This window comes from Paenibacillus sp. sgz302148 (assembly GCF_056120465.1).
This window is the reverse complement of record NZ_JBVYOJ010000010.1, coordinates 141184-155652: the sequence shown is the minus strand read 5'-3', so window position 1 is coordinate 155652 and position 14469 is coordinate 141184. Positions and strand designations below refer to the sequence as shown.

The window sequence follows — 14469 nt, the reverse complement described above, 5'->3', positions numbered from 1 at the left end:
CCTATTGCACACGCTCAGGATTGATGCCGGGGCAACGAAAAAGGGATAGTCCTTATTGGCTATCCCCGAGGCTGTATTCAACGAAGAGTACGTTAAAGATAGGCTCGATATACTTCAAGAACACCTGGCATGAAACCCATTTTGTAATAAAGATGCTCGGCATCATTTCCTTCCATGACATAAAGTCTCAAGACGGCGTACTCGTTCCGCAATGCGTCAAGAGCCTTTTTCAACATATTTTTGGCGAGTCCCCTCCCCCTATAATCAGGATGAACCGATATATTGTAAACAACAGGCCCTCCGTTCTCCAATGCAATCAGACAAACGCCAATGTACTGATTTCCGTCAAACACCAATGAAGACGCACTTAATAAGACCTCGTTCGTATACCCCGCAAAATAAGATGTCCATGATACATAATGATCCAGATGGTTTAGATTTCGATTTGTCGCTTCTACTCCACCCGTGTAGCATTTATAGAACAACTTCGAAATTTCCTCTTCAAGAACTAACTTCCCGTTTATAACGACAGGGCTTGTAACGATCAAGTCCGAACTCCAATTGACGTCGAATCGATCCGTCGGTCTTTGCATCCACCGTGATTTATATTTTTCTGGCGTAAATCCGACGTTCTTATATAATTCCAGCTGACGCGGCAGCAAACTATACGCAATAATAGGTTGCGCAGGGTCAGACCAAGTTCGAAGCAGCTTAACCAACAGTTCCAAAACCTCGGCTTCCAAGCTGAACGGCGGGATAAAAAAGAGATCTTCCACCGAATTCGGGGCCATAATAACCCCGCCTATCTTCTCATTACCTTTTAAAATCCAATAACATCGTTCGCCGCTGTAAACCTTGTACCCTTTCTCTTTAAAAAACCCATTAAGTTCCATGTTGTAGTATATGGAGTAATAAATACTCCATTGATCTCGATCAGCCGCTGCGATAAAGTAATCGTCGGATAAGGAAAATGTCTCGGCATTTTCGCGTTGCATCGTACCCCTCCATATCAACTGGTTATGCCCAAATATTACCACGCCCTCCCTCAATAATTAAGGTAAAGAACATTTACAAAAATGTAAGCCGTCATGTAACAAAAAACAAGCGATCCCAGCCATCATTTTCGATAGTTAGGATGCTTGTTTTCATGATCACATCGATCAACAATATCATTCGTAAAAAGCAAATCTTTCACCGAATCGAAACGGAATGTCGTACATATCGCCGGGACCGGTCAGGAACTTCTTGTCCAGATACGTACGTTTCTCTGCCGGAATGCCGGCAACGTAAGGCGAAAACGTCTTCAGGCGAATTTCATTCTTGTGCTCGTCAAACTCGAAAAATGAGGTCCAGCCGTTGCCGCCGGCAATATGCGATTGATAATCGGTCAACACTTGCAGAACGTCGCGGCCCTTGTCATTCCGCTTCACGTTCAAGCCAGCGCCGCTAATATGGCCGCCAACCATCATGAAGACCTGATCATGACCGCCGACAAGCTCGTTCCACAAGAGCGTGCCTTGGCCGCCTTCGCTCACCTTGCCGTTATCGTCGATGGTCATAATGTCATGCGAAAAAATGACCGTCGGGAGGTTCGGATTCGCTTCGAGCACCGTCTTCGCCCAATTGAATTCGTTCGCAACGCGCTCCGCGTTTCCGACGGAATCCACGCCAAGGAACAGATAGCGGTAGCTGCCTGCCGAAATGATGCAATACGTGCTCAAACCCGAAGGGGATGCGCCTTTAAAATAATCGGTACCGGCGAATCGATCCGGACCCATCGTATCGACATAGCAGGTTCCCCACAAATCATGGTTGCCGCGCGTAACCGCATACGGCACGTTGGCATCGTCCAAAATTCGGAACGCTTTGTCCGCTGCCGCCCATTCCTTCGCCGTTCCGTCATGGACGGAATCCCCGATATTGACCGTCATGGCGATCCGGCTGCTACGTGCATGTTCCGCAATGAATTCGAGCTGTTTCTCAAGTATTCCGGGCTTGGACTTCACCACGATTTGCGGATCGGGAATAAACGCGAACGTATACGTACCCGGCGCGAACATCGGCAAATCTTCGTTCGTTCCGGAATCGTCAAAAAAGTTAAATTCCCGCTTGAAAAACTCCGCCGGATCAAGCGCCCTGCCGGTAATCCGAATGCGCTTGATGGCGCCCGAGAATAGGCTGCTCGGCTCCCGATCCCATTCATAAGCTCCGACATTCCAGCCCATCCCGGCTTCCGCGGCAATCCCCGTAATGACGACATCGTCCCCTGGATTCCGGATCGATTCAACTCCGTTTACATACATGCGCGTTGTTGTTCCATCGTTAACGAGGGCAACATACGTATAGTCGTCCGATTGCGCCCATGCCTTGACCTGCAAAAGCGGATCCGACCAGTTGGTTTGGACGGCGGCAACGCTGTTCGGCGTGCTTGCCCATTGAATCTCGCGACTGTTCGAAATGGAGAGCGTGCTGAGCGATTCCTCTTTCTCTAAGAGGTTATTGCCCCGGCGGGTCAGGATGCCCATCCAGCTCGTAAACTGTTCGCCAAGCTTAAATTCGACCTCTATGGTGAACCCCGTATCGAACGTTTCGGAATTGATCGGGGCTTCGTCGTTTGTCGTCAAATATTGCCCCCGTCCTTTGGTTTCATCATAAGCAAATTTAAGCGCTCCATCGGGGGTAAATGACAACATCGTTTCGGTAGGATCGCCCGCTTGGGCCACTTTAAGGTCATTCCCATTGCCGCTTGCATCCTGAATAACGAGATTGCCTTCCTCAATGGAAGTGCCGCGCTTCACATAGTCTGCGGTAAATATCCAATCGGCAACGACCTCCGAAGAAGTTCCGGGGGAGGTACTGTCGGCCGAGGAACCGGCTATGGACGGCGATAGCATGGTTGATGCGGGCTTTGTCATGGTTATAACACCTCGAGTGTTTATTAAGAAAGGGTTAAGCGCTTTCCCTTCATTGATTCTATTATATCGACCCATTGAAATAGATGCAATCCATTGTAGGCAAAAGGCGCTCGTCTTCCCAACTACAAAAAATAAAGCGGCAAAGCCGTCTCCAGCCTTGCCGCCGTCTATCCTCATTCATTCCTGCCGCTTATAGCGCAGTAATATCGTACAGATGTCCCCCGCTTCCAGAGCTACGCTGAAAATGTCCCGTTCCTTGCACGTCATTTCCTCCGTGCTATCGCCGATCCGAATTTGCAGCCGTTCGCCCGAGAAATCGTTCTGCACGCAGAACGAACCGCTTCTCTCGGCCCGCAGCCCGATATATTCGAGCCGGTCCGCCTGCATTCGCGCCGAAACCAGTATACCCATCTCGCCGCGAAAATCGCGGAATTCGACCGTTTGTTCCGCCCAGCTCGCGGGAATCGCCGGGAACGCGCGAACGGTTTCCCCGTCCGTATGCAGCAGCATTTCCTGCAACCCGCAAACGGCTGCGAAGTTCCCCTCCAGCGTAAACGGGCGGTAATGAAACATGCAAACGCCGGCTTTTTTGTAGTCGCCGTTCAGATGAAATCCGTTCGGCGAACACGTATAACGCCACATTTGCTGCAGATGATGCAGCGCCGCTTCGCCATTGCCTTGCAGGGCATACATATTCGCCGCCCAAGCGAACGAATAGCCGACCCATTGGCCCTTGCCGAGCACCTCCAAATTGTACATCGTCGCGTCGATGATGCCGCGGTCGCGCTCCGAGCCCCTCACATCAAGCAGCTGCAGCGGATATATCGCCATCATATGCGACATATGGCGATGACTCGCCGTCAGCGATTCCTTCGGGTTCACCATCAATACGCCGCGTTCATTCACGGCGAGCTCCGGCAGCTTCGCCAGCACGTCCGCCCAGCGGCCGGCGTCCGCTTCGTAACCTAGCCGGCCGGCCATATCCTGTAAACGGCGGAACAAATAAATCAGCAGCGCCAGATCATAATTGCTCATCGGCTCAAGCCACGCATCAAGCGTGTTGTCGTGGATTTCCGGCGAGCTCGACACCGGCAGCCTTAGCTTGCCGTCTTCCCCGGGCGCCAGCCAGCGCTGCACGCAATCCGCCGTTTCCTTGAAATAGACATACGCCTTGTCACGCAGAAAATCGCCATCCCCGGTATACAGCCAATAGTGATCGAACGCCTGGCACAGCCAGATCGGGTTCGTGATGCTGAGGCTGTACATCGGCCACCCGCCCATCGCTCCGCCGTTCAGCGTCATCACCGACGGCAGGCTGATGCCCGGGGCATCGAAGAACTTCTGCGCGAAGCGTCTGCCCTCGGAACGCAGGTTCCACAGGAAATCGAGGAAGCTCTCTCCTTCTTCAAGGTGGTTTGCCTTCAAGTAATGCCAATAGCTAAGCTGCGTATTCAGGTCATGGTGGTAATCGCCCTTCCACGGCGGAAGCGTCCCTTCGTCCGCGGTCCATACCCCTTGCAGCGGCATTGGCGGCGCGCCCTTGCGCGAGCAGGAGGCGAACAGGTAATTGTTCAAGTACCACATCTTCTCCGCTTCCGCGTCCGGCAAGGCGACGGAGCTCTTGCCAAAGTACCGTTCCCACCACGCGCAATGATCGCGGAAGGCGGCCTCAAACCCTGCGTCAAGCGCCGCCGCGACATCCCGCTTCGCGTCCGCGAGCCAATCTTCGCCGTCATGGTTCGCCGCGATTTTATACACCGCGACGCGTTTCCCATCCGCTGCCAGACGCTCCGCCACGACGATCGCGTATTCCAGCTCTTGTCGCGTCCGCTGGACGAACCAGCGCACGCCGCCTTCCGCCCCGATCGTGGCAGCCGGATAGCCGAGCCGGGTCAGGCTCATATGAAATACCGGATTGGCGTTATCGTCCTTCAGCTCGCCCGTATAATCGGGAGGCACGATGTCCAGCTTGGCTACCGCCGGTAATTCGCCACCGGTGATCCTTATGTAGCCGAGTCCGTTCTCAGCATGCAGAAAGCTCGATACCCGAGCGGATCGTCTACCGAATGCGAGCTCCACGTGCGCGCACGCTTCCCGCAAGACGAGACGGCTTGTCACGCGATCGGCGGCTTGGCCGAAACGCAGCTCCAGCCGCCCCGCAGGCAGCTTGGTCGGATACGGATAGTTCTCGTAAATGCTGTCGAACCTCCGCAGCAGGCCTTCCTGGTCGCCTCGCTTCACGCATTCGATCATCTCCGCGTATGTAAAACGTTCGTCCAGCACCTCCGGCACAAGCCGCAAATCCCATAAATCGCCGCGATCCAGACTAAAGCGAAGCGGCTCTCCGTTTCCCCACAGCAAGCATCCGGCCAGTCCGTTGCCAAGCGGAAGCGCCTCATCCCACCTTGCGATCGGCCGGTCAAACAAGAGATCGTGTTGATCCATCGATATGAACTCCTTTTCTCCCATATTCGTTATTAACCCTACAATAGTCGAGATTCGGCCTTCGGGCAATGCAAAATATATTAGATTATCGCCATTTCGTTAGATTCCGCGATCGTTGAAGAAAGGAGCGCGAACGTGTATCGTTATAGGATAGGGTCTAACGAAAAAAAACTCAGCCTGATTCGGCTGAGCTAAGGGAGGATCGGCCATGCTGCTCCATCGAGGAGAAGTCCTGTTTCGCCAAGGAGAAACCGGGCCGCTGTATCATATTAACAAAGGATTGTTAAAAATCGTCCGGGTCCACGAAAACGGCAACCCCGTACTTATGAATATTATCGTCGCCGACGAAACGATCCCGCATCATTCCTTGATCAGTCCGAACCCGTATCACGGAACGGCGATCGCGCTCACGGACTGCGAGATCGACGTGCTTCCCCCGAAGGAATGGTACGGCGCGCTTGCGCAAGAACCGGACAGATGCCGGGAAATCGCCCAGCTGCTGCAAAACAAGCTCCGGATGATGCAGCAGCGCATCGACCAATTGACGCAGGTGGCTCCCGCCGACAAGCTGCTCAAGCTGCAGCAATGGTTCGCGGCGTATATCGCTCCCGTTCCCTTGACCGAGCTGCTTACGCAAGATGAAATCGGGCAGCTGATCGGCCTCAGGCGGGAAACGGTCAACCGGCTGCTGCGGGCTCAAGCGAAATAGCATTTACGCCTAAAGCGGTCAAACACGGGTTGCCGCCCCTTCGGCCGGTTGCGGGGCCGCCTCTTCGTCCAAGCTTCCTGCCGGTCCGAAAAATTCGAAGTGAATGTCCGATTCCGCTGCGCCGAATTCACGCAGCATCCGTTTCATCGCCTTCATAAACGGCACCGGTCCGCAGAAATAGAAGCTGGCGTCCGTCGTAGGCACAATGCTTTGCAGCCAAGGCAAATCAATATAACCTTCCTTGTCGAAGCCCTTGGAAGCTTTATCGTTATCTGTCGGTTCCGCATAGCAATAAAATACCGCAACCTGCGGATTCGATTCGGCCAGCTCCGACACTTCTTGCTTCAGAGCGTGCACATTTCCGCTTTGCGCTGCATGGATAAAGATAACCTTGCGATCCGGTTCCGTTGCCGCCAGCGTATTCAGCATGCTGACCATCGGCGTCAATCCTACGCCGCCGCTGATCAATATGGCCGGCCTGCCGTCTCCGCGCCGCAACGTAAAGTCCCCCGCCGGAGCCGACAACCATAGAACATCGCCTTCGTTCACGCTGCGATGAAGCCATGTCGATACTTTGCCCTCGGGACGGTCCCCGGCGGCATCTTCCCGTTTGACGCTAATCCGGTAATAGGATTTCCCCGGCGCATCCGAGAGACTGTATTGACGGATATGGGTGTATTGTTCTCCCGGAAGCTCTGTTATTATGCTGATATATTGCCCAGGCTCGAAGCTTGCAATCGCTCCGCCGTCTTGCGGGATTAGATAATACGACGCGATCACGTCGCTCTCCTTCACCTTCCGGGATACGACGAACGGCCTGAAGCCTGCCCAGCCCCCGGCTTGCCGCTCGGCCTCCCCGTACATCTCGGCCTCCACGCCAATGAATGCATCCGCGATTACGCCGTATGCTTCCGCCCACGCCTGCAATATTTCGTCCGTAGCTGCATCTCCCAGAACGTCCTTGATCGCGGCGAGCAGGTTTTGTCCCACGATCGGATATTGCTCCGCTTTGATGCCGAGACTCCGGTGTTTGTGGCCGATTTGCTTGACCGCAGGCAGGATCGCGGCTAAATTGTCGATATGCAAGGCCGCGGCATATACCGCATTGGCCAGCGCTGTCTGCTGTCTCCCTTGCTTCTGGTTGGCATGGTTGAAGATGTTGAGCAGTTCCGGATGGTTCGAGAATAATAGCTGGTAAAATCGTTTCGTAATTTCCGTGCCATGCGTTTCGAGTACGGGTACCGTCGATTTTATAATTTGGATTGTTTTTTCGCTTAACATTGCCCTATCCCTCGTTTCTGTTTCATTGGCTTTGAATCCATACGCCAAGTATAGCAACGGGAAACATCCGGCCGTGTGATTTCAATCACATCAATTTCTACGATTTGACGAACCCTGCCAACAGCAAATAAACCGAGCAAATGTAAGGAATAACCCCGGATTTGCTCGGCTTTGCGTTTTTTGCGGCTCGTTATTCAACGATTTCGGCCGTTACGGTCCTTCTTGAAAAATCGTAAATAAACGTAACAACGGTGTTATCCTTGCTGATGGTTAGATTGGCCTTGGTGGAAGAGCCGCTTCTAGGATAGTTGTCGATCGAATAAGTCTGCGATAAAGTTCCGTAAGGTGCTACCGCATAGGCGTATTCGCCTTGGAACGGGAATATGCAGCTTAGCTTGTATTGCCCGTTTCCGGCATAATACATTCGCGTCACTTCACTGTTGGAGTCGTTATTGATCGCTCCGACATGGTGCTGAAAATTGCCGTAAAGGATGACCCGCGATGGCATCTTCACCCCGGTAAGCGGCTCGTATTCATCATCCCCGCCGTACTGATTCACCAGACGCGGGCTGCTTGCCTTCTCCCTTAAACGGCTTTCCGAAGCCCAAATGGCTTTGATCGCCTCTTCCTGTCCGTAACCTAGCGGGCATGCCGCACTAGGCTTGTTCGCTTGGTAGCAGTTACTAGTCATCGATTGACCCGTGCCATAAGCCGGTTTATTGATCTGGCAATTACCCAACGTTCTTCTCATCGGCATTTGGAAATGGGCATTTGCATAATGAATCGCCGTCCACTTATAGGCATATTCCAGAAATTGATTTCGGCTCTCTTCCTCTTGCGATGCAAACCACGTAATTTGGTCATATCCCCACCAATCCATCCAAGCCCGCTGCTCATCCGGGATATTATCCTCTTCGTTAAAAAATTTCCCGCCCCAGTTATCGAACTCCATCAGCAGCGGCAAGGAATCGCATGTCCAGCCTGAAGGCGTCGTTCCGCCTTCGCTGAAGCCTTCCCGCACGAGAACGATTTTGTCCCCGGACCGATCCAAGATCGGCATTCTGGAATAGGGCATCGAGTGGTAGTCGAACAACAGCTTGCCTTTCACATTGATCCCATGGGTATGGGCATCCAGAAGAACGATGCCGCGTCGTGCATGCCGCTTGGCATAACCGCGTATCATGTCGAATAAAGCAAACGTTTTCGCAAAACCGATATCATCGGCGGCATACAGGTGGATTTGTCCCATATGAATCGCTTCGAACCCGGCATCGATATATCTCACAGCTCTGTAGTAAAACCACATCCGCGCTTCGATCTTATCGATGTTCGGAATCGCACCGTTCTCATCCCACACGAATCCGGCGGGCTTATTGTCGAACAGCATTCGGTCGAATTGGAACGTTCGATCTTCGTAAGGCAGCTGGAAGGCTTCGAATACCCAGTCGGGTATCTTGATCCGATCCACCTCTCGAAATATCGCTTCAAAAATACAAGTTTGCAAAATAATATCGCTGTCCAATTCATGAACGCGTTGCGCGAGTCGCTTCGACCTCATGAAATGTTCTTCATCGTCCGGCTCCATGTCCCAAACGCCGGAGGCTCTGCCGAGAAATTTGGCGCCGATATTGCCGATCATGCGCAAATCGTCGTCCAGCGTGTCGCTATGGACCAAACCCGCGGCCGTCACTGCCCGCGATAAATAGCTTTCCAATACTTCTTGATTCATGCTCCCGTGAAACGTAGAGTTCTTCATCCTTGCCCCTCCTCTGTTAGCCATGCTGGATTTCTCAACAATACCATTAGCCTGCGAACGGAGCAAGGCGGCTTTACAAACTTTTTATTTATTTCAACCACCCGGGAACCCACCAGTTCCATCGGCCAAGCATTCGCATTAAAGACGGAACCAAAATCATTCGGACGACGGTTGCATCGATAAAAATCGCTGCGGCGATGCCAATCCCCAGTTGTTTAACCCCAACGACATCTCCGAAAGCAAACGGCACGGTGACCGCAATCATGATGGCTGCCGCCGAATTAATGACCCTGCTGATGGAGGCCAGTCCGACCAGAACCGCACGAACGTTGTCTTGGGTTTGCTGGTACGCCTCGTATATTCTCGATACGAGAAACACGCCGTAATCCATGCTGATGCCAAAAGCCAGTCCAAAAATAAAAACAGGGATCATGATCGCGATGCTTGTCGGTTCCATTCCGAAATGTCCTTCTTCAAATATCCATGTCAAAATACCGAACGAAGCCCCTAGGCTTAGAAGATTCATCACAATCGTTTTCAAGGGAATGAGAACGGACCGGAAGGCGATGAATAACACCGCATAATTGGAAACTAGGATGAATACGAGCACGAACTTAATATTTTGAAATATGGCGTCAAAAACTTCCTGCTGATACTTCGCTTCACCCCCTAACAGGAAATGAAGCTTTGAAGACTTCCCCTCTTGCTCCCAATGTCTGAGCCAGCTCATCGTTTGTTTCGATGTCGGTTCGCCGGTTATTGTAACGTGAATAAGCATTTTATTTTTTTTCACGAATTGTTGAACGACCGGTTCGAGCTTTGCTTTTGACGCCGGTTTTTGAAGTAAGAAGCTCAGTTGTTCGGGTGACATCCGCAAGCTCGAAAAAACCGAATCTACACGTTTGACGATAGGATCGGTCTCTAGTCTTTGTACAAGCGTATAGGCGTTCAGCCAATCCTCACTTTGCAAGCCGTCTGATTTACCATGAGCGACAATAAATACGTCCGAACTCGCTCGGGAAGTGAAATGGGTTTGATAAGCCTCGAAAGCAATCCGGGAGTTATAGCCTTGCGGCAAAGAGGTTGCATCCGGAATGGCGACATTCATCTTGTATAAAGGCAGGAGACAAGCGATTAACAAGAGCGAAGCGAGCAGCCCCATTCGGACAGGCCTTTTCATCGCATAAAGCGACAACGAATACAATACATTTCTTTTCCGATCCGTAGCTGGCGGCCGTTGTTTTGCTCGAATGAAAGGCGACAAAACCGATAATAGAACCGGAACTAACGTTAAAGATAACAATACCGAAACCGTTAATACCAGCATAGCTCCCATAGCAATCGAAGAAAACATGGGAAGCGGAATAAACAATATCCCGAATAAGCCCAAAAAGACGCTTGCCGCCGAAAATAAAACCGCTCTCCCCGCCGTGTTCATCGTTACGAGCAAGGCTTGTCCTGCCGGCTCTCTCCTCAGCTCCTCGCGAAACCGGCTGACCAGCATGAGGGCAAAATCGATGCTTAGAGCGAGTCCCACCATGGGAATGACGTTCAACACGAAGTTAGACAATTCAACCTTCGTCCCGAGCCAATACATCAACCCCATCGTGCCGGTAACTCCGATCATCCCGACGACAATAGGAATCATCGCGGGCACGATTCCTCCAAAAGCGAGCCAAAGAATAATAAAGGCAGCTGGGATTCCGATCAACTCCGCTTGTCTCAAATCGTGTTGGCTTGCTTGATTCACATCGGCTTGTACAACGGATTTTCCGGTCATCTTCACCGAGATGTCCCGATTGCTCGGCAGGCGTCTTTGAATTTCGTCAATGACCGGCTTCATTTCATGGGGGTTATGTTTAAAGGCAAGCAGCGCATAGGCGAAATTTCCTTTGATCATCCCCTCGTTTTTCAGCGGCGACACCGTTTCGCTCAGCCCGTCGATCCCCTTCAATTGAAGCAACGTATTCTGAATGAACCGCTGAAACTGCTTGGGGGATACAAACTCTTTTTTTTCGAACACAAGAATAACCGGGTCCTCGGGGATGCGGAAATCCGAAGATAACATATGCCGGACCTTCGCATAGTCCCCGTCTGGCATTAAGCCGTGATCCTTAAGAACCGAAGACAGCTTCGGTGCGTAACATCCAAAAAAGATCAAGAACAAGGCCCAAACGACGATGATCGTTTTGGGATAACGAAGGGAGATGACGGCAAGCTTGCTAAAGGTCATGGCCATGCTCCTTTACTCCAATGAATCGCTTTCTTGTAATCGGGTCGCTTGCACCAGCCGATATGCCGCTCCCGGCGCGAGATGTGCCGCACCTAGCAGCAGCGTCGGCAGAACGGGCATGCCGACCAGCCATTGAAGAAGCCGTCCCCACCGCAAAGGACTGTTGAATTCCCGCCGGATGGAGCGCGAGTATTCATGCTCCCACCTTGCGAGCGAAATCTTCCCGTGTAAATAACGGTCGGCAAGCCCTGCGCACAATTGGGCGGAGCGCAGCGCCATCGACATCCCGTCTCCGCAGAGCGGCGGCATCATAAGCAACGCATCCCCTACGCGGGGAATCTGATCCCATGCGAGCGGCTTGCGGTTCAGATGGACCGGGGCGACGGCTGCCTGAGTGCCGGGGACCGGAACGGCATGAGCCAATTTATGCCGAAGCTTCGGGTTTCTGCCGCAAGCGGCGTCGATCCACCCCAAGATCGTTTTTTCCGTGTTTCGAAAAGCTTTTCGCTGAAGCAGCGCCGCAACGTTGACGAGCCCGCCCTCAATCGGGGATATGCCTAAATAACCGCCGTCAAAAAAATAGAGCTCAACGACGGGCTCCATTTCGACCCCCATGTAATGGGATTTCACGCCGATATACGCATGGTTTGCGGCATCGTTAGGGCGATGACCTGGAAGACCCGAACGGCTGTTGGCGCCCCACGCGGCGATAACCGCTCGTACTTGATAGGTATGTTGTTCCTCCCCTTGTTTCGTCTCAACGGTATAACCTCTGTCATTGGGGAGCACGGATGTTACCGTTGTTGCGGTCCGTACCTGCACGCCTGAGCTTTGCGCCGCGCGATGAAGAGCGGAATCCAGCGCATACCGGCTTACTCCAAGCGCAATGCCGGGCAGAGGAATTTCCAAAGCATCCCCGTAGCTGAAGATCAAGCGAGTCCGATGGATCATGATGGGCTGCAGCGAGTTGACGGTTTCACCGAAACCAAGAGCATCCAGCATACTTTGGGATTCGGGAGATAGAAACTCTCCGCATACTTTATGCCGCGGGAATTGCTTGCGGTCGAACAATACGGTTTCAAAGCCCCGATCCGCCAAAGACTTGGCCAGACTGCTGCCGGCGATTCCCGCGCCAAGAACGGCTGCATCCCGGGTATGATTCATTCCATTCATCTCCGATGATTTGAATTAGAGCTTGCTTTTCGAGATGACGACCGCGTACCGAAACAACGGCCTCCAGGCATAGAACATCTCGGTTGCGCCGAGCTCTTTTCTCAGATCCTCCCAATCCTCCGAACGGAAACCTTTGGCCACGGACAAAGGCCCGTCGTTTACGATATACCGGTTGCTCGAGATCATTCGCGTTGTCACCCATACCGCGGCCCAAGGAATCCAATGCCGATGAATGTCATTGATCACTACGCCGAATCGCGACGCCTTTAGCATGCTTTCTACAACCTCGGGAAGCCGATTGGCATCAAAATGATGAACAAATTGCGTCCCCGTAACGGCATCCGCAGAGTCTTCCGGAAGCTCGAACAAATCAGTTTGCATCACTTGGATTCTTGGCTCGTTCGCAAAAAACAGCCTCGCTTCTTCGCAAGCTTCTTCCGTGATGTCTACCAACTTGATCGTTAAATCGATCCCGTACTCATCCGCCCATCGAAGGAGGTGCCGGTTCACATCGCCGGACCCTGATCCGATATCCAAGACGGAGAAGCGCTTCGGCTTGTCCGCTTTCACCCACAATCGCTTGATTCCGTAGAGAGTGGGCGCAGCGGCGCCGAAGATCCGATTCAACCTTCGAAGGTGCCGCAAAGCTTCCCGAAGCTCCGGTCCCCCTGTCGATAAGTCATCCATCAATTCTTGTTCGATCGCTCGCTGCTTGAAACGCCTAAACATGGAGTTCATCTAAGGGCTGCTGTTGCAGAGCGGCGGACGGGAGATAAGCGATCTTGATCATCTCGCAGGTAAGGCCCGGTCCGAATGCAATGGATACGCCGTTTGTCGGTCCGGCCCCCCGGCTTATGAGCTCCTGTCTCATTTCATGAAGCACGAATAAGATGGTGGCGGAGGACATGTTACCATACTTACGCAGTACGGTGCGGCTCGGCCGGGTTTGTTCCTCCGTTAGCCCATAAATGTCTTCCAGCGTATCGATAATTCCCTTGCCTCCAGGATGAATCGCCCATAATTCAGGCTTCTGATCCCCACTGATCAGTTGCTCGACTTGTTCCGGAATAAACCTGCCGATCAGATTCGGAATATTCGGCGAAAGATACAGATCAAAGCCGTAATTGCCTACTTCCCATACCATCTCCTCGGCAGAGTCCGGCAGAAGAATCGTATGATCGCCGCCGAGTTGATAAATTCCGGCATGGTCAGGTCCGGTAGAGCCTACAACACAAGCTGAAGCTCCATCACCGAAAAAAGAAGTGCCGTATAAGGCTTCACGCTGATTAGAGGGCTGAATGTGAAGCGTGCATAACTCGACGCAAACGACTAACACTTTGGCGGAAGGATTACCCGATACGATTTGTCGCGATAGGCAAACGGCCTTTAATCCGGCGGCACAACCTAAAAAGTTAAACGGAATCCGATTTACGGTGACAGCGAGTCCCAATTGTTGGACCAGGGCGGCATCCATCCCCGGTAGGAATTGCCCCGTACAGCTAACGGTGATCAGATGCGTAATGTCGGACACATCCACCTTTCCGTCTGACAGAGCTTTTTTCGCAGCGGTCAGCCCTAACGGAACGGACTCTCTCTTGTAGGTTTCCATCCGTTCGGCGGTCGAAGGAACGATATGATCCGACGATTGCGGAAAATAGCGGCAATTTTCGGCGGGCTCCAGCAGATTCGGTTCGCAGGTGTATCGTGATTCCACTCCGCATTGCTTGAATATTCTTCTTGCCCAGCGCGCGGAGTCGGGATTGTCGCTTAATGCTTGAACTAATCTTTGTGACGTATCGGCTTGATCAAGATGAAAATCCGGTACGGCTGTGCCGATTCCCAGGATCGCAATGACTGGATCTGTTTGTTTCATGCTATGTATCCATCTCCTCGCGCAATTCATTTCATGGCCAGAGACATTACACCTTTCTTTAAACATATGTATTCGCAGTTCGAT

10 protein-coding genes are annotated in these 14469 nt (G+C 52.3%); 1 reads left to right on the top strand and 9 read right to left on the bottom strand.

Features of this window, described 5'->3' with window-relative positions:
* Window positions 1-92 precede the first annotated feature (92 nt).
* The 3 genes from AC0LWM_RS16545 to AC0LWM_RS16535 all read right to left on the bottom strand — a co-directional run bounded on the left by AC0LWM_RS16545 (window position 93) and on the right by AC0LWM_RS16535 (window position 5360).
* Window positions 93-995: a GNAT family N-acetyltransferase gene (locus AC0LWM_RS16545; protein WP_474676074.1), complete on the bottom strand. Its 903-nt coding sequence runs from the start codon at window positions 993-995 to the stop codon at window positions 93-95.
* Between the two features lie 174 nt (window positions 996-1169).
* Window positions 1170-2915, bottom strand: coding sequence for a LamG-like jellyroll fold domain-containing protein (locus AC0LWM_RS16540; RefSeq protein WP_474676073.1), 1746 nt, complete (start codon window positions 2913-2915; stop codon window positions 1170-1172).
* A gap of 177 nt (window positions 2916-3092) precedes the next feature.
* A complete protein-coding gene (locus tag AC0LWM_RS16535) occupies window positions 3093-5360 on the bottom strand; it encodes a glycosyl hydrolase family 95 catalytic domain-containing protein (protein WP_474676072.1) in 2268 nt (755 codons plus the stop codon).
* A 208-nt stretch (window positions 5361-5568) separates the two neighbouring features.
* Here AC0LWM_RS16535 and AC0LWM_RS16530 point away from each other — a divergent pair, with 208 nt between their 5' ends.
* On the top strand, window positions 5569-6069 hold the full coding sequence (locus tag AC0LWM_RS16530; protein WP_474676071.1) for a Crp/Fnr family transcriptional regulator: 501 nt from the start codon (window positions 5569-5571) through the stop codon (window positions 6067-6069).
* 18 nt (window positions 6070-6087) lie between these two features.
* Here the strand turns inward: AC0LWM_RS16530 and hmpA are convergent, their stop codons facing one another.
* From hmpA to AC0LWM_RS16500, 6 genes are all read right to left on the bottom strand, one after another.
* A complete protein-coding gene (gene hmpA, locus AC0LWM_RS16525; RefSeq protein ID WP_474676070.1) occupies window positions 6088-7350 on the bottom strand; it encodes an NO-inducible flavohemoprotein in 1263 nt (420 codons plus the stop codon).
* Between the two features lie 190 nt (window positions 7351-7540).
* Window positions 7541-9106 (bottom strand): hypothetical protein, encoded by a 1566-nt coding sequence (locus tag AC0LWM_RS16520; protein WP_474676069.1) that lies wholly within the window; start codon window positions 9104-9106, stop codon window positions 7541-7543.
* 88 nt (window positions 9107-9194) lie between these two features.
* Window positions 9195-11339, bottom strand: coding sequence for an MMPL family transporter (locus tag AC0LWM_RS16515; RefSeq protein ID WP_474676068.1), 2145 nt, complete (start codon window positions 11337-11339; stop codon window positions 9195-9197).
* Window positions 11340-11351: 12 nt separating this feature from the next.
* On the bottom strand, window positions 11352-12503 hold the full coding sequence (locus AC0LWM_RS16510) for an NAD(P)/FAD-dependent oxidoreductase (protein ID WP_474676067.1): 1152 nt from the start codon (window positions 12501-12503) through the stop codon (window positions 11352-11354).
* 24 nt (window positions 12504-12527) lie between these two features.
* Window positions 12528-13241, bottom strand: coding sequence for a methyltransferase domain-containing protein (locus AC0LWM_RS16505; RefSeq protein WP_474676194.1), 714 nt, complete (start codon window positions 13239-13241; stop codon window positions 12528-12530).
* Complete coding sequence (locus AC0LWM_RS16500; RefSeq protein ID WP_474676065.1) at window positions 13234-14385, bottom strand: type III polyketide synthase; 1152 nt, start codon at window positions 14383-14385, stop codon at window positions 13234-13236. The genes AC0LWM_RS16505 and AC0LWM_RS16500 overlap by 8 nt, the downstream gene beginning before the upstream one ends.
* Window positions 14386-14469 lie beyond the last annotated feature (84 nt).